Here is a 16,781-nt window from a genome sequence, read left to right as displayed (position 1 = left end):
GCCGCGCACAAGTCGCGCCGCGAGCGTCGTCGTCCGCGCCCATGGGCCGCGAGCCCCGCCGATTCGTACCGTCTCTCCTCATGTACCGGACATCCCTGTCGCGTCGGGACGGGCACCCCGTCCGCCCGGCGTCCGTCGACGTACTACGAGGAGCCGACATGCACATCGCGGAACTGCCGGATCTGCGGGCCCTGCGGGACGCGGGCGGTCCCTGCACAGCCGACGAGGCGTCAGCCATGGACAACGCGGCGTTCGCCCGCCGGGTCCGCCGAGCCGCGGCGGCCCTGCGGGCGCGTGGGGTGGGTCGCGGGGAGGTGGTGGCACTGCTGCTGCCCAACACGGCGGACTTCGTCGTCGCACTCTTCGCCGCCTGGCGGCTCGGCGCGGCGGTCACCCCGGTCAATCCGGCGCTCACCGAAGGCGAGGTGCGCCACCAGCTCGACGACGCGGGTGCCACCGTGGTCGTCACCGCGGAGCCGTCGCCTCTCGCCAGGAGGGTCACGGTCGCCGAACTGGGCGCAGCGCACGAAGACACCGCCGCACCGGAGACCGACGCGGAGGCGCTCGCCCTGCTGATCTACACCAGCGGCAGCACCGGGCGCCCGAAGGGCGTGATGCTCGACCACGCCAACCTCGCCGCCATGGCGGGGATGATGATCGAGACCGCCCGGCTCTCCGATGCCGACCACAGCCTGCTGATCCTGCCGCTCTTCCACGTCAACGGAATCGTGGTCGGCGTACTGTCCCCGCTACTGGCCGGCGGACGGGTCACGGTGGCCGGGCGGTTCCGGGCCGAGACCTTCTTCGACCTGGTCGCCGCGGTGCGTCCGACCTGCTTCTCCGCGGTCCCGGCGATCTATTCGATGCTGGCCGAACTGCCTGAACACGTACGGCCCGACACCTCCTCGGTGCGGTTCGCCGCCTGCGGGGCGGCCCCGATGCCGCCCGCGCTCATCGAGCGGTTCGAGCGCCGCTACGGCATCCCCGTCCTGGAGGGCTACGGCCTCTCCGAGGGCACCTGCGCCTCCACCACCAACCCGCTGGACGGCCCCCGCAAGCCCGGCACGGTCGGACGGCCGCTCCCCGGCCAGCAGGTCACCGTGATGGATCCGCAGGGCCGGATCCTGCCGGCGGGGGCGACCGGTGAGGTGGTGGTGCGCGGCCCCAACGTGATGCGCGGCTACCTGGGCCGCCCCGAGGAGACCGCCCGCACCCTGGTCGACGGCTGGCTGCACACGGGCGACATCGGCCGCTTCGACGAGGACGGCTATCTGGTGCTGGTCGACCGCATCAAGGACATGATCATCCGAGGTGGCGAGAACATCTACCCCAAGGAGGTCGAGACCGTCCTCGGCGACCACCCCGCCGTGCTCGAAGCGGCCGTGGTCGGCGCCACCGACCCGCGGCTCGGCGAAGTGCCGGTGGCCTTCGTGGCTCTGCGCCCGGGCGCGGCCGCCGACGCCGGCGAACTGCTCGACCACTGCCGGGCCCGTCTGGCCAAGTTCAAGGTGCCCACCGAGATCAGCTTGGTCGACCGGCTGCCCAGGAACGCCGTCGGCAAGACGGACAAGCCCGCGCTGCGGGCCAGGACCACCGCCGTCACCGTGGCCGGCTGAACAGAGGCGGGAGAGCAGTCATGGGATTCCTCGCACCGAACACGGCGGACGTCGACACACAGCAGTGGCGCACCCGTCCGTACCTGCAGCGGATCAGGCCGCTGGCCGAGCACTGGGCCACGAACGGCTTCGGCACCCCCGGCATCGTGCACCTGCTGTACCTGGTGAAGATCACGGCGTACGGACTCGGCGGCATCGCGGTCGTCTCCGCGACTCCCGGAGCCGGCACCATCGCGGATTTCGGTGCCTGGTGGGCCGAGCCGGTCGTCTATCAGAAACTCGTCATCTGGACACTGCTGTGGGAGGTGCTGGGCCTCGGCTGCGGCTCGGGCCCGCTCAGCTCACACTTCCTGCCGCCGGTGGGCGCCTTCCTGCACTGGCTGCGCCCCGGCACCGTACGACTGCCACCGTGGCCCGGGCGGATCCCGTTCACCGCGGGAACCCGGCGCACGGTGGCCGACGTCGCCCTGTACGCGGCACTGCTGGGGGCGGCGGTGTGGCTGCTGTGCTCGCCGGGCGACCCGGGCGCGTCCGGCGTGTTGGCTCCCTGGCGCGTCGCCGTCCTCGCCGCGCCGCTCGCGCTGCTCGGGCTCCGCGACAAGACCGTCTTCCTCGCCGCCCGCGCGGAGCACTACGGGCTGACGCTGCTGGTGTTCCTCTTCCCGGTGAGCGACCTGGCCCCCGCACTGAAACTGGTCATGCTCGCGCTGTGGTGGGGCGCCGCCTCCTCCAAGCTCAACCGCCACTTCCCGTTCGTGGTGGCGGTGATGATCAGCAACAGCCCGCTGCGCCCGGCCTGGTTCAAGCGCCGGCTGTACCGGCACCACCCCGACGATCTCCGGCCGTCCGCTCTCGCCGCCGCGGCCGCGCACGGTGGCACGGTCATCGAGTACGTGGTGCCGCTGGTCCTGGTGCTCTCGCACGGCGGGACCGTCACCGCGATCGCCCTGGCCGTGATGGTCGTCTTCCATCTGCACATCCTGTCCACCTTCCCGATGGGCGTGCCGCTGGAGTGGAACGTCTTCTTCATCTACTCGGCACTCGTCCTCTTCGGCCATGACGCGGCGGTCGGCGCCTTCACCCTGCACTCGCCGCTGCTGGCCGCGGTGCTGGTGCTGGGCCTGGTGGTGGTCCCGCTGATCGGGCACATCCGCCCCGACCTGGTGTCGTTCCTCCCCTCGATGCGCTACTACGCCGGCAACTGGCCCACCAGCCTGTGGTGTTTCCGCAAGGGCACCGAAAACCGGCTCAACGAGCACATCGTCAAGGCCTCCGGTCTGCCGGTCGACCAGCTCACCCGCCTGTACGGCGCCGAGGTTGCCGAGCTGATGCTGCACCAGGGACTGGCCTGGCGCGCGATGCACAGCCACGGCCGTGCGCTGATCGGGCTGCTGCCGCGGGCCGTGGACGACGTGGAGTCCTACGATGTGCGCGAGGGCGAGATGGTGGCGGGAGTCGTCCTCGGCTGGAACTTCGGCGACGGCCATCTGCACAACGAGCAGCTGGTGGCCGCCGTACAGCAGCGATGCGGCTTCGCGCCGGGCGACCTTCGCGTCGTCCTGCTCGAGTCCCAGCCGACGCACCGGCAGCGCCAGCACTACCGCATCGTGGACGCGGCGAGCGGCCTGATCGAGGAGGGCTATGTGAACGTACCGGAGATGGTGGTCCGGCAGCCCTGGCTCGACGACGACACGCCTGCGATTCCCGTCGAGCCCTTCGCGCGCCCGCGACCGGCGACCGAGGTGGCGGCCGCACATGAGTGACGCGATCGTGGTGGGGGCCGGCCCGAACGGGCTGGCCGCCGCCGTCGCCCTGTCCCAGCGGGGGCTGAAGGTGACCGTCCTGGAGGCCGCCGACGAGATCGGCGGCGGCACCCGGAGCGGCGAACTGACCCTCCCCGGACTGCTGCACGACCACTGCTCCGCGGTCCACCCGCTGGGCGTCGGCTCGCCGTTCCTGCGGACCCTCGGCCTGGAGCGGTACGGCGTGGACTGGGCGTGGCCCGAGGTCGACCTGGCCCACCCGCTGGACGGCGGGCGGGCCGGGGTGCTGGTCCGGTCCGTGGAGCGGACCGCGCGCGGACTCGGCGCGGACGGCCCGGCCTGGGAACGGCTGTTCGGGCCGCTGGCCGACGACTTCGACGCGCTCACCGAGGACGTGCTGCGCCCGGTGCCGCATCTGCCCGCCCACCCACTGGCGCTGGCCAGGTTCGGGCTCAGAGCGCTCCAGCCCGCCACGGCGGTGGCCCGGCGCTGGCGCACCGAGGAAGCCAGGGCGCTTTTCGCGGGGGCGGCGGCGCATCTGATGTATCCGCTGACCGGGCCGGCCAGTTCCGCGGTCGGGCTGATGCTCGTCGGCGCCGCCCACCGCTTCGGCTGGCCCGTCGCCCGCGGCGGGTCGCGGACCATCACCGACGCGCTGGCCGCACTGCTCACCCAGCTCGGCGGCACCATCGAGACGGGGGTGCGGGTGGACTCCCTGGCCGAACTCGCACCCGCCCGGATCGTCATGCTCGACACCGCGCCCTCAGCCGCGGCACGCATCTGCGGCGACCGGCTGCCCGTCCGGGTGCGCCGGGCCTACCGCGGCTGGCGGCACGGCCCGGCGGCGTTCAAGGTCGACCTCGCCGTCCAGGACGGCATCCCGTGGACCCATGACGCATGCCGCCGCGCCGGCACCGTGCACCTGGGCGGCACCCTGGAGGAGGTCGTCCGTGCGGAGGCGCAGACCGCCGCCGGGCGGCTGCCCGAGCACCCGTTCGTTCTGGTCGGCCAGCAGTACCTCGCCGACCCCGGCCGCTCCCGCGGCGACATCCACCCCGTCTGGGCGTACGCCCACGTCCCGCACGGCTACCCCGGTGACGCCACCGAGGCGGTGCTGCGCCAGCTGGAGCGGTTCGCGCCGGGGGTCCGGGAGCGGATCGTGGGGCTCTCGGCGCGCTCGGCCACCGAACTGGCCCGGTACAACGCGAACTTCGTCGGTGGCGACATCGTCGCCGGTGCCAACACCGCACGGCAGGTCGCGCTGCGCCCCCGGATGTCCCTCGACCCCTACAGCACCGGCATCCCCGGCGTGTACCTGTGCTCGGCGGCCACTCCGCCCGGCGCGGGGGTGCACGGCATGTGCGGTGCGAACGCCGCCCGCTCCGCACTGCGGTACCTGGACCGGTGAGCGGTCCTGTGCAGCGGCCGGACGAGGCACCGGATCCGGTCGTCCTCGCGGCCCAGGTGATACAGGCCAACCGGGACGACGTCATCGCCAGGCTGGTCGCCACCACCGAGGCGGAGATCGCCCAACTCGAGCACGACGAACCGCTGCACAGGCTCCTGGAAGCCAGCATCACCGAGAACATCGTCACCGCCCTGCACGTCATCATCAACCGCATCGATCCGCAGACCGTGGACGCGCCGGCCTCGGCCGTCTCCTACGCCCGCAGGCTCGCCCAGCGCGACGTTCCGCTCTCGGCCCTGCTGCGCGCCTACCGGCTCGGCCACGCGCAGAGTCTGGACCTGGTCCTCGCCGAGGCGGTCCGACTGGGGCTGCCGGACCCGGCCGGCACCGTCATCACCCTCGTCAGCCTCACCTCGGCCTTTCTGGACCGGGTCTGCGACCAGATCGGCCGTGTCTACGAGGAGGAACGCGAACGCTGGGTGGGCAGCCGAGGCGTACTGCGCCAGTACTGGGTCAACCAGCTCCTCGACAACCCCAGGGTCGATCTGCGGCAGGCCGAGGCCGCCCTCGACTACCGGTTGTCCGGCAGCCACCTGGCCGTCGAGGGCTGGCTCCACGGCACGACGGCGACCTCCGACCCCGCAGCCGTCTTCGACCGGCTGACCTCGCTGCTGTACTCCGTCCTGCACGCACAGGGCCGCCCCCTGACGGTCCTCACGGACGAGGCGGGCGCCCGGATCTGGCTCGCCGTCAGGCCTGGCTGCCCGGTGGACCCCGACGCCGTCGCCGCCGAACTGGCCGAGGCCGCGCTACCGGTACGAGTCGCTCTCGGTACCGTCCGCCCGGGCCTCGACGGCTTCCGCCGCAGCACCCGAGCCGCCGCCCGCGCCAAGGCCCTCGCCCTCTCCGCGGGGGCCGGCACCCCCCAAGTGGTGGCCTTCACCCGCGTCGCCCCCGTGGCTCTCCTCGCCGACGAGCCCCGCGAACTGGCCGACTTCGTCTTCGACACCCTCGGCGACCTCGCCGTGGACGACCGCCGCCGCGAACTCCTGCGCGAGACGCTCCGCGTCTTCCTCGCCACCCATCGCAGCTACGCCGCCACCGCGGACCAGCTGATGGTGCACCGCAACACCGTCCACTACCGCGTCCAGCGCGCCGTCGACCACTACCACCTCGACCTCGACGCCGACGCCTTCGACCTCCACTTCGCGCTCACCATCTGCCGCTGGCACGGATCCAAGGTCCTGCGCGCAAGTGGAGACGACGGGCACGGGCCGCGACCACGGTGATCCACCCGGACACCCGGCCGACGGCCACGCACCCGCCACCTCCCTCATCCGGCGCGGGCCGATCGGTGTGAGCGGGAAGCGAATCGGCCTGAGAAGGTGCGCGGCCCAACCGGTCTCTAGACGCTTCCCAGCCCGTCCTCCTCCGCCCGCTCGCCGCCCGCCGGGCGGGGGGCTCCCAGGCGCACGCGGATCACCGCGTACGTCTCTCCCTCCTTGGGTGGCCTTGTCCAGGAGCGGGTGGTGAACGTGTGCAGGCGCCCGTTCACGATGGCGTGACGCGGCAGATGGGCACCGAACTCCCCGGTCACGGCTTCCAGCAGCGACCGTTCCGCCTCGGCACCGTCCCTCAGGTCGCCGAAGAACCGGCTCGGATCCAGCGCCCGCGGTATCTCCCCGCTCTTGTGGATCTCTCCGTCGGCGTACGTGAATGCGTACTGCTCGGCACCGTCTCGCGCCACCGAAAGGTGGAAGAACGGGTCTCCGTGCCCTGTCCTCAGGCCGCTCCACACCACCACCGCGCGGGTGCCCGCGCTGGCGGCCGCGGCGGGGGAGACGAACCGCTGCCGGTGGAACGGCGCAGGGTCGCCGTCGAAAGCGAAGCTCCAACGGGTGCCGGCCCGGCCGACCGCCATGAGGGCCCTGTCGTCGTAGGACGAGAACTCCCGCTGGTGGTGCAGGACCAGGCGGCGCGCCTCCCAGAAGGTCATGGGTTCGTGCAGCACGGTGCCGTCCCGGTCCGCGAGACGTCCGGGCACCTCCTCCGGCTCCACCCCCTCCACCAGGACAAACCGGTAGGACGTGCGGTTGGTGCCCGGGTCCGGGTCGGCGAGCCACGCCATGTTGCCCAGGTCGAGCCCGGCCGTCGGCGTCGGTCCCTCACCCGCCTGCCCGCCCCTGGGCGTGGACAGCAGCTCGCGACCCCGCTCCGGGGTCAGCAGCGGCCCGAGCACCGGGTCGGCCACCCACCCCACCGGCGCCAGGTGGTCCGGTCCCAGCGGCTCCCACAGCGGCAGAGCGTTCACCAGCGTCCGCCACGCCCCGTCGGTGTCTCCCCATCGCGCCAGCTCCCGCGCCCGCTCAACCGCTTCCCCGAACGGTCCGGCCGCCGTGTACCGGTAAGTGCCGTTGCGTACCTGCTCCAGCGTCTCGTAGGCCAGGGACACCAGGTCGTCGTCGGCGCCCCGCAGATGGAAGGTCAGCGTGGAGTCGTCCCGGTACGAGTGCGCCGCGTGCTCGGCGACCAGCGGTGGCAGCAGTTCGGGAGCGTACTGCGGGTCCGTCGCCAGTCCGTCGAAGTACACCATGTAGGTCTGTCCGAGCAGGCGGCGTATCTGGTCTCCCAGCCCGGCGGCCCGCGGCCGACCGTATTCCTTGGCCTCGTCCAGCGCCTTCCCGGCCGGTTCCCAGCCACCGCGCAGCGCCTCCAGCCGGGCCTCCTCCACCCGGGCGTCCAGCTCTCGCGTCGTGTCATTGGCGAACACCGGCTCCCCGTCACTCCGATGCGCCTTCAGGCTGTGGAACTCCCGGTACATGTCCCGCATGAACTCAAGGAAGTTCGCGTGCCGCTCGGGTGGAGCGGCCCGCCAGCTCGCCCACGTGTACACGGCCCACTCACCGTCCTCGTCCACGTCCTCGGGATCCAGCAGGACGTGGGTGATGTCGGACTCGAGATCAAGCTGCAGCCCGCGCCGCCAGATGTCCGCCTCCCGCCGCTCCTCGGGCCCGGCGTCCTCGTCCAGGTACTCCTCGAACATGTCCGCGAGTTCCGACTCGTTGTTGTGCCAGCGCGCGTCCTTGGTCCCCGCCAGCAGCCACACGAACCCGCCGGCGTGCCGCCACCCGTCGCTGACCTTGAGGAACTCCCGGTACGACGGGGGCATCCGTCGGCCGAGGCGTTCCTCCATGGCTGCGATCCGCTCTTCGGACGCCGGCGGGAACCCCAGCCAGCGCGCCCGTCGCGCGGCCTCGTCGTCCTCGCCCCGCGTCTCGCCGTCCGGCAGGGAATCCGCCCACTCCCCGCTCCACCTGAGCAGGAAGGACCGCCAGTCGAATGCCGTGGTGTCCGTCATGTGCCCGATGCTGCCACCCGCCACTGACATTGATACTCGTAGGCGGCTTCCGGCGGTCGTGGCCCAGCCACTGACTGACGCCCTGCTGGGCTGTCTTCGCGTTGTTCTGCCCGACCGCCGGAGCTGGGTCAGCGCTGCGCCGCTCGCTGCGGCCACCGGGCTCCTCTCGCACGCGACCGGCCCGGCGGACTGCGCCGGCGTGCTCGAACCTGTTCACCACGGCGCCGACGTCGCCCGAGCCGAGGCACGCCCCGGCGGCCGGTGGCAGTTCAGCGTCCGCATGACTCCGCCGAGCCGTCATCCGCCGGTGCGCCTGACGCCGCCCGCGGCGGGGGACCGGCACTGCAAGCCATGGCTGTGGCACGGCAGTGCCGTAGTTGGTGGCAGCGACCTCGGGCTCCATCCGGCCGGGAATCCCCGGCGCCGTGTGCAGGGCGATCGCCCTCCAGACCACCTCGGCGGCGCTGTGGGAGAACCCGCGGTCGAGCAGGAACTTGCGCGCGTGGTCGGCGCCGTCCGGCTCGAAACGCTGCTGCGTGTCGGAGAACGCGATCAAAAGGCCCGCGTCGTGGAACATCGCCGAGACGTAGAGCAACTCGGGATCGGGCCGGAGGTTGAGTTCACGCGCGTGGAGGGAACCGAAGAGAGATACCCGCCGGGAGTGGTGGAAGATCAGGGGATTCGTCCTTTCCCGGAGAAAGTCCGTGGCCTCCGCGACAGCCGAGGTCTCGGGTATTTCCACCCTGCGATGATGTCGGTCATGATGTCCGTGCTTTCCGATGCGATGTACGACGAGTGGACCGTGCGTCCGTACTCCACGGTGCCGACCACGCGGCCCCCGGCGCCGCCCCGGTCCGGCCATGAACCACTCGAATCCGGTCACCTCAGGATGGGCCTGTGAGCTCCGCCACGCATCGGGTGGCGGAGCTCGTCCACGACGGGGTCAAACTGCTGGACGTCGCCGGCCCGGCCGAGGTGTTCGGGGAGGCGAATCTGCTCGGAGCCGACTACCGGATCTCTCTGGTGTCGACGACGGGCGCCGACGTCGCTTCCTCGATCGGCATGCGGATCGCCGTCACGGCAGCGCCGTCACGCAGCCGGACCCCGACACGTTCCTGATGCCGGGCGGAGACGACCATCCCAGGAACCCCGTCACGCGCGACCTGGCCGAAGCGGCCGGGGATCCGGCAGCCCGAGCCGGCCGGGTCGCCTCCCTGTGCTCCGGTGCCTTCGTCCTCGGCGCGACGGGCCTTCTCGGCGGCAAACGGGCGACCACCCACACGTGTGTCTCGGGCACGCGGTGAGACGTTCGGAGGGCGCGGCGGTGACGGTGGCGTCGAGGCCGAGGGTGCTCGGCGAGGACGCCGACGGCTTTTCGAGGTAGTGCGGCCGATTGCGCTACGCGGGCCGAGACGGGGTAGAGGCACGGCGAGCGGCCGAGGAGCCGGCTGGGAGGAGCTGAACATGACTGATGACGCCTACCTGTTTCTCGTGGACGAGACGACCGTGCACCTGGGCGTGCCGCCGACCGCGCTCGGCGAGTTGTCGTGCATGGACACCTCGGCGGTCAGCGCCTGGCTCGCCGCTCACGACGTGACCGCGACATCGCCGCGGCTGCGGGTGCTGCCACCCGAGAAGACAGGGGCGATCCCGCCGCACGCGGAACGGCTGCCCGTTCCGCTCACCGACGAGGAACTGAGCCGGCTGCGCCACCAGTCGGCACCCGAGTCCGTGGCCACGCTGGAGGACGAACTGCTCGCCTACCGCGACTGCGCCGACGGCCGTGACACGTTGCTGTCCCGGGCGCTGGCCGCCGGGGTACCCTCGCACCGTGTCTCCGAACTGACCGGAGAGAGTCTTTCCGCGGTCGAGGCGGCCGCTCGGCAGTGACCGACGGCGCCGACCGAGTCGGCAAGGGGGTGGGGGCTCTTTCGCGCCGACGAGAGCGCTACCGGTTCCGCACGGCCGGGCCCGTCCCCGACGACGCGGGCAGCGTTCAGCGCCGCACGGGGCACGCATTGCCGACGGCCGGCAGGGCGGCGCGTGGCCGCCGCGCAGCGAGTGGTGAGAGCCAGTAGGGCAAGTCCGACCGGATCTTGGTCGTGGGTTGGTCAGGCCGGAGTACGGAGCGGGCATGTCGCTCTGTGGGTCCGCGGGCCCGGTCGGCCACGCCGTGGAGTTCGGTGCTTGCTTCGGTATTGCGCTCGGCTGCTGCGGCGACGTCGAGGGGATCGTTCGAGGGCGCCGTGGTCATACGAATCTGATGGCCGCTGTCGGGCACCGCTCGACGGCCGCTTTCACCGCCGCCCGCTGCTCGGCGCCGGGGGTGGCGTGGAGCAGGATCACCGTGCCGTCGTCGTCGTTCTGGTCGAAGACAGCTGGGGCGGCGAGCACACAGGTGCCTGCGCCGCAGCAGAGGTCCTTGTCGATCTCGATCCTCATCACCGGCGTCCTCTCACCACCGCACGGGCAGTTCATGGACGCCGTACGTCACCATCATCTCCCGGGTGCCGATCTCCTGGGCCGCAACGGCGAGCTCCAGCCGGGGAAAGCGGCGCAGCAACGACTCGTAGCCGATGGCGAGTTCCAGGCGGGCCAAGTGGTGACCCATGCACTGGTGGGGACCGCTGCCGAAGGCCACGTGCCGGGTCGTGCCGCGACGGATGTCGAAGGTGTCGGGGTCTTCGAAGCCCAGCGGGTCACGGTTGGCTGCGGGCAGCGACACCGTGACGACCTGGCCCTTGCGGATGGACTGCCCTTCGAATACGAAGTCCTCGGCGGCAACGCGGATCGGTCCGATCTGCACCACGCTGAGGTAGCGCAGCAGCTCCTCGACGGCGTCGTCCATGAGCGACCAGTCGGCGCGCAGAGCGGACAGCTGCGCGGGGTGGCGCAGCAGGGCGTAGGTGCCCAGCGCCAGCATGTTGGTGGTGGTCTCCAGCCCGGCGATGAGAAGAACGATCGTGATTCCGAGCAGCTCTTCGTCGTTCAGGTCGGTCTCGACGGTGAGCCTGCCGAGGATGTCCGGGCCCGGGTCCTTGCGTGCGGCTGCGATCAGGGCGTGGAGCATGCCGCCGAGGGTCGTCATCGACTGCTGCATCTCCTCTCCGCTGCTGGAGAGGCTGAAGAGAACGTCGACGTGATGCTCGAACTGTGCACGGTCCGTCTCCGGCAGCCCGAGCAGTTCCGAGGTGACCAGCGTGGGCAGGGGCTTGGCGAAGGCCTGTACCAGGTCGACGGGGCCGCCCCTGTCCGCCATGCCGTCCAGCAGGTGATCCGTCATCTCCTGGATGCGCGGGCGGAGTTCCCGCACGCGACGGATGGTGAAGTGTTTGCTCAGCAGGCGCCGGTAGCGGCTGTGCTCGGGCGGGTCCATATTGACGAACATGCCCGCGGGCAGTGCGTCAGTGCTCAGCTCGGAGCCGGGCACCTTCACCGGGGAGCGTTTCCCGGCGGGCAGGGAGCTGAACCGGGAGTCGGTCAGCACGGACCGCGCGGTCTGTAGGCCGGTGACCAGGTGGCCGACGTGCCCGTCGGGGTACCGCAGCGGGGTCATCGGGCATTCCTCGCGCGCTTGCGTGAGGAGGGCGGGCGGGTCGAAAGGACAACCTGTGGGGCGCGCTGTAGGAAAGGGCAGGGCCGAGTGATTCCCGGCTGCCGGCAAATGCACCATGAAAGACCTGGGACCTCATCATCAGAGGAGAATGGGGGGAGGCTGTACAAGCTGCAGTTCTCCCACAAGTGTCCCTAGGGTTCTCCTTAGAGATGTCCCTGGCTGTCAGTGCTCGTGCATGTCGACCATTGGGGATTCCCCTAAATTCGATCCGCTGCAGCGGCGGAGCGCGGCTGTGGGACCGAAACTGGGGTCACACCGCAACGTGTTGTCGCCCGGTCGCGCCGATCGTGTGCCGTGGCCGCCACGGGGCGGTGCCTTTTCATTCTCTGTGTGGGTGGGTGGAGTGCAACATGGTCGCGTCCGAGCTCAACGGAATGGGTAATCGGGCCGGTTCGGCCGCGGCGGATTCGACCGATGGCATAGCTGTCATCGGCTTGGCGTGCCGACTGCCGGGGGCCGCCGACCCGGCCGCCTTCTGGCGGCTGCTCAGCGAGGGCGCGGACGCGATCACCGACGTCCCCCCGGACCGGTGGGACGGGGCCGCGGTGGCTGACGCCGACCCGTCCGCACCCGGCAGGACCGACGTCCGCCGGGGCGGATTCCTCGACAGCATCGGCCACTTCGACGCCGGGTTCTTCGGGCTCTCCCCCAAGGAGGCCGCCGCCATGGACCCGCAGCAGCGGCTCGTGCTGGAGTTGGCCTGGGAAGCGCTGGAGGACGCGCACGTGCGCGCCGAGACGCTGCGCTCCACCCGCACCGGAGTGTTCGTCGGCGCCATCTGGGACGACTACGCGACCCTGCACCACCGCTCCGGACTCACGGCCATCTCCCCGCACACCGTCACCGGCCTGCACCGCAGCATCATCGCCAACCGGGTCTCGTACTTCCTCGGTCTGAACGGCCCCAGCCTGACCGTGGACTCCGGCCAGTCCTCTTCCCTGGTCTCGGTCCACCTCGCCTGCGAGAGCCTCCGCAAGGGCGAATCGACGATCGCCCTCGCGGGAGGCGTGAACCTCAACATCGTCCCCGAGAGCACCCTGGGCGCCGCCAGGTTCGGCGGCCTGTCCCCCGACGGCCGCTGCTTCACCTTCGACGCCCGCGCGAACGGCTACGTCCGCGGCGAGGGCGGCGGCATCGTCGTCCTCAAACCTCTTGCCCGGGCCGTCGCGGACGGCGACCCCGTCTACTGCGTGATCCGCGGCAGTGCGGTCAACAACGACGGTGGCGGCGACGGGTTGACCGTGCCCCTGCAGTCCGGGCAGGAACAGGTGCTCCGGCTCGCCTACGAACGGGCCGGGACCGACCCCGCCCACGTCGGCTACGTGGAGTTGCACGGCACCGGCACCAAAGTCGGGGACCCCATCGAGGCAGCCGCGCTCGGCGCGGTGCTCGGCACGGGACGTGAGCCCGGCCGCCCTCTGCGGGTCGGCTCGGCCAAGACCAACGTGGGCCACCTGGAGGGCGCCGCGGGCATCACCGGCCTGCTGAAGGCGGTCCTGTCGCTCAACCACCGTGAACTGCCCGCCAGCCTCAACTTCGAGACGCCGAACCCGGCGATCCCGCTGGACCGGCTGAACCTGAGGGTGCAGACCGAGCACAGCGAATGGGCCGCCGTGGACGGCCGCCCGCTGCTCGCCGGCGTCAGCTCGTTCGGCATGGGCGGCACCAACTGCCACATCGTGCTGGCGGAACACCAGGCGACGGCGTCGGGCGCGGCTGTGGAGGCGGGTGCGGGTGCGACGGCGGGCGCGGCTCCGACCTTGTGGCCGCTGTCCGCCAAGACCGCCTCCGGGCTGCGCGCCCAGGCCGCCGCACTGCTCGCCCACACCGAGGCGCCCCCCGGTCTCGCCCTGCCCGACGTCGGCTGGTCGCTGGCCACCGGCCGCACCGCCTTCGAACACCGGGCCGTCGTCGTGGGCGAGGACCGTGACGACTTCCTGCGCGCCCTGCGCGAGCTGTCCACCGGCGGCATCGACGCCGCACTGACCACGGGCCGCGCGGGCCCGCGCGGCGAGCTCGCCTTCCTCTTCTCGGGCCAGGGCAGCCAGCGGGCCGGCATGGGCCGCGAACTGGCGAAGTCCGTCCCGGCGTTCGCCTCCGCGCTGGACGAGGTGTGCGCACACCTCGACCCCTTGCTGCCGCGGCCGCTGCGCGAGGTCATGTTCGCCCCTGAAGGCACCGAGGAAGCGGCCGAACTCGACCGGACCCTCTTCACGCAGACCTCGCTGTTCGCCGTCGAGGTCGCCCTGTTCCGGCTTCTGGAGAGCTGGGGCATCACCCCCGGCGTGCTCATGGGCCACTCCATCGGCGAACTCGCCGCCGCGCACGTGGCCGGCGTCCTCTCGCTCGCCGACGCCTGCGCCCTCGTGGCCGCGCGCGGCCGCCTGATGCAGGCGCTGCCCGCCGGCGGCGCCATGATCGCCGTCCAGGCCGCGGAGGACGAGGTGCGCGCCCGCATCGGCGAGCGCACGGACCGCGTGGGCATCGCCGCGCTGAACGGCCCGGACTCCGTCGTCGTCTCCGGCGACGAGGACCTCGCCACCGAGATCGCCGACGCCTTCGCCGCCGTGGGCCGCAAGACCAGCCGGCTGCGGGTCAGCCACGCCTTCCACTCCCCGCACATGGAACCCATGCTGGCGGAGTTCCGCAACGTGGCCGAGGGCCTGACCTTCCACGCCCCGCGCATCCCGATCGTGTCCAACGTGACGGGCCGACTGTCCGAGGAGCCCTCGGGATACGAAGGGTGCACGGCCGCGTACTGGGTCCGCCACGTGCGCGAGGCGGTCCGCTTCGCCGACGGCGTCACCCGCCTCGACGAGCGGGGCGTCCGCACGTACCTGGAGCTCGGCCCCGGCGGCGTGCTCACCTCCATGGCCCGCGCCGGCACCGACAGCGAGTCCCTGTTCGTCCCCGCCCTGCGCGCCCGCCGCCCCGAGGCGCAGGCCCTGCTGGCGGCGGTCGCCTCGCTGCATGTCCACGGCGTGGAGCCGGACTGGGACGCCCTGTTCGGCGGCGGGCGAGGCGCACGCCGCAAGGTCGCGCTCCCCACCTACGCGTTCGAACGGCAGCGGTACTGGCTGGACGCCGACACCACGTCGCCCGTCACCACCACCGGCTGGGCTCCGGCGGCTCCGCAGCCGGACACCATCGCCGAGACTGGCAACGCGCCTGTCGGAGCCCTGGGTCGGCGGCTGGCCAAACTGGCCGAGTCCGAACGCGACGAGGCCGTGCTCGACCTGGTCCGCGCACACATCGCCGCCGTCCTGGGCCACGCCGAAGCCCGCCAGGTCGAGACCGAGTGGACGTTCAAGGACCTCGGCTTCGACTCGCTCAGCTCGGTGGAACTGCGCAACCAGCTCAGCGAGGCCACCGGCCTGCGCCTGGCCAGCGGGCTGCTGTTCGACCACCCGACCCCTGCCGCGCTCGCCCGCCACCTCGCCGCCCAGTCCCTGGGCGGCGGGGACGCGGCGGCCGCCGCGCCCGCGATGGTGGCCGACCCCCACGAGCCCATCGCCATCGTGGCCATGAGCTGCCGCCTGCCCGGCGGCGTGAGCTCCCCCGAGGACCTGTGGCGGCTGCTCGCCTCCGGTGGCGACGCCATCTCCGGATTCCCGACGGACCGTGGCTGGGACGTCGAAACACTCTACGACCCGGAGCCCGGCACGCCCGGCAAGTCCTCGACGCGGCACGGCGGCTTCCTGCACGAGGCGGCCGAGTTCGACGCCGGCTTCTTCGGCATCAGCCCCCGCGAGGCCGCCGCGATCGACCCGCAGCAGCGGCTGGTCCTGGAGACCGCGTGGGAGGCCTTCGAGCGCGCCGGCATCGACCCGGCCACGCTGCGCGGGAGCCGGGCGGGCGTGTTCATCGGCGCGACGGCACAGGACTACGGCCCCCGGCTGCACGAGCCGGCCGACGGCGTCGAGGGCCATCTGCTGACCGGCACGACGACCAGCGTCGCCTCGGGCCGCGTGGCCTACTCGTTCGGCCTCGAAGGCCCCGCGGTCACGGTGGACACGGCCTGCTCGTCGTCCCTGGTCGCCCTGCACCTGGCCGTCCAGTCGCTGCGGAGCGGCGAGTGCACCATGGCCCTGGCCGGCGGCGTCACCGTGATGTCCACGCCTGGCATGTTCGTGGAGTTCAGCCGTCAGCGCGGACTGTCGGCGGACGGCCGCTGCAAGGCGTTCGCGGCCGGCGCGGACGGTACGGGCTGGGCCGAAGGCGTCGGCATGCTCCTGGTGGAGCGGCTCAGCGACGCCCGGCGCAACGGCCACCAGGTGCTGGCCGTCGTGCGGGGCAGCGCGGTCAACCAGGACGGCGCGTCGAACGGACTCACGGCGCCCAACGGCCCCTCCCAGCAGCGCGTCGTCCGCCAGGCGCTGGCAGCCGCCGGACTCGCGCCCGCGGACGTCGACGCCGTGGAGGCGCACGGTACGGGCACGCGGCTCGGCGACCCGATCGAGGCGGAAGCCCTCATCGCCGCTTACGGCCGGGGACGGGACGGCGACCGGCCGCTGTGGCTGGGTTCGCTGAAGTCGAACATCGGTCACACGCAGGCCGCGGCGGGCGTCGCCGGCGTGATCAAGATGGTCATGGCGATGCGGCACGGTGTGCTGCCGCGGACCCTGCACGTCGACGAGCCGACCCCGCACGTGGACTGGTCGGCAAGCGGCGTACGACTGCTGACCGAGGCCGTGGAGTGGCCGGTGACCGACGGGCCGCGCCGCGCGGCGGTGTCCTCCTTCGGCATCAGCGGTACCAACGCCCACGTCGTCGTCGAGCAGGCCGCGACGAGCGAAGAGCCCGCCCGCGGGACGGCCGTTGCCGGACCGGTCCCGTGGGTGGTGTCGGCGAAGAGTGATGTGGCGCTGCGGGAGCAGGCGGGCCGGTTGTTGTCCTTCCTGGACGCCGAGGGCGTCGGGGGTGGCGGGGGTGCCGGGGTTCGGCCGGAGGACGTGGCGTTGTCGCTGGCGACGTCGCGTGCGGTGCTGGAGCGCCGTGCGGCGGTCGTGGGCGGGGATCT

At 72.1% G+C, this 16,781-nt stretch carries 11 protein-coding genes and 1 pseudogene; 8 read left to right on the top strand and 4 right to left on the bottom strand.

Annotation, left to right across the window (positions count from 1 at the left end):
• The first annotated feature begins 158 nt into the window (after nucleotides 1-158).
• The 4 genes from ACFZDC_RS27765 to ACFZDC_RS27750 are packed head-to-tail and all read left to right on the top strand — an operon-like array spanning nucleotide 159 to nucleotide 6,076.
• Complete coding sequence (locus ACFZDC_RS27765) at nucleotides 159-1,616, top strand: AMP-binding protein (protein WP_391328149.1); 1,458 nt, start codon at nucleotides 159-161, stop codon at nucleotides 1,614-1,616.
• Nucleotides 1,617-1,636: 20 nt separating this feature from the next.
• Nucleotides 1,637-3,379 (top strand): DUF3556 domain-containing protein, encoded by a 1,743-nt coding sequence (locus ACFZDC_RS27760; protein ID WP_391328147.1) that lies wholly within the window; start codon nucleotides 1,637-1,639, stop codon nucleotides 3,377-3,379.
• Nucleotides 3,372-4,787, top strand: a complete 1,416-nt coding sequence (locus ACFZDC_RS27755; protein WP_391328145.1) for an FAD-dependent oxidoreductase — start codon at nucleotides 3,372-3,374, stop codon at nucleotides 4,785-4,787. Before ACFZDC_RS27760 ends, ACFZDC_RS27755 begins: the two co-directional genes overlap by 8 nt.
• Nucleotides 4,784-6,076, top strand: a complete 1,293-nt coding sequence (locus ACFZDC_RS27750; RefSeq protein ID WP_391328144.1) for a helix-turn-helix domain-containing protein — start codon at nucleotides 4,784-4,786, stop codon at nucleotides 6,074-6,076. Before ACFZDC_RS27755 ends, ACFZDC_RS27750 begins: the two co-directional genes overlap by 4 nt.
• Before the next feature lie 116 nt (nucleotides 6,077-6,192).
• Here the strand turns inward: ACFZDC_RS27750 and ACFZDC_RS27745 are convergent, their stop codons facing one another.
• Nucleotides 6,193-8,145 (bottom strand): SMI1/KNR4 family protein, encoded by a 1,953-nt coding sequence (locus ACFZDC_RS27745; protein WP_391328142.1) that lies wholly within the window; start codon nucleotides 8,143-8,145, stop codon nucleotides 6,193-6,195.
• Between the two features lie 472 nt (nucleotides 8,146-8,617).
• Nucleotides 8,618-9,007: pseudogene (locus tag ACFZDC_RS27740) on the bottom strand (HD domain-containing protein); the annotation flags it as partial.
• A gap of 35 nt (nucleotides 9,008-9,042) precedes the next feature.
• Here ACFZDC_RS27740 and ACFZDC_RS27735 point away from each other — a divergent pair.
• From ACFZDC_RS27735 to ACFZDC_RS27725, 3 genes are all read left to right on the top strand, one after another.
• Complete coding sequence (locus ACFZDC_RS27735; protein ID WP_391328141.1) at nucleotides 9,043-9,264, top strand: hypothetical protein; 222 nt, start codon at nucleotides 9,043-9,045, stop codon at nucleotides 9,262-9,264.
• Nucleotides 9,264-9,449 (top strand): DJ-1/PfpI family protein, encoded by a 186-nt coding sequence (locus ACFZDC_RS27730; RefSeq protein ID WP_391328140.1) that lies wholly within the window; start codon nucleotides 9,264-9,266, stop codon nucleotides 9,447-9,449. Before ACFZDC_RS27735 ends, ACFZDC_RS27730 begins: the two co-directional genes overlap by 1 nt.
• Nucleotides 9,450-9,609: 160 nt before the next feature.
• A complete protein-coding gene (locus tag ACFZDC_RS27725; RefSeq protein WP_391328138.1) occupies nucleotides 9,610-10,035 on the top strand; it encodes a DUF6003 family protein in 426 nt (141 codons plus the stop codon).
• A gap of 360 nt (nucleotides 10,036-10,395) precedes the next feature.
• Here the strand turns inward: ACFZDC_RS27725 and ACFZDC_RS27720 are convergent, their stop codons facing one another.
• Together ACFZDC_RS27720 and ACFZDC_RS27715 are read right to left on the bottom strand one after the other, a co-directional pair.
• Nucleotides 10,396-10,587, bottom strand: a complete 192-nt coding sequence (locus ACFZDC_RS27720; RefSeq protein WP_391328136.1) for a 4Fe-4S domain-containing protein — start codon at nucleotides 10,585-10,587, stop codon at nucleotides 10,396-10,398.
• A gap of 13 nt (nucleotides 10,588-10,600) precedes the next feature.
• Nucleotides 10,601-11,701, bottom strand: coding sequence for a cytochrome P450 (locus tag ACFZDC_RS27715; protein WP_391328134.1), 1,101 nt, complete (start codon nucleotides 11,699-11,701; stop codon nucleotides 10,601-10,603).
• Nucleotides 11,702-12,135: 434 nt separating this feature from the next.
• On the opposite strand from ACFZDC_RS27715, the gene ACFZDC_RS27710 reads away from it, so the two are divergent.
• The coding region (locus ACFZDC_RS27710) for a beta-ketoacyl synthase N-terminal-like domain-containing protein (protein WP_391328132.1) at nucleotides 12,136-16,781 on the top strand (4,646 nt) is incomplete at its 3' end.

The organism is Streptomyces sp. NPDC007905 (genome assembly GCF_042959345.1).
In the GTDB taxonomy this organism is placed as follows: Bacteria; Actinomycetota; Actinomycetes; order Streptomycetales; family Streptomycetaceae; genus Streptomyces.
This window is presented reverse-complemented; position numbering and strand designations above follow the sequence as displayed.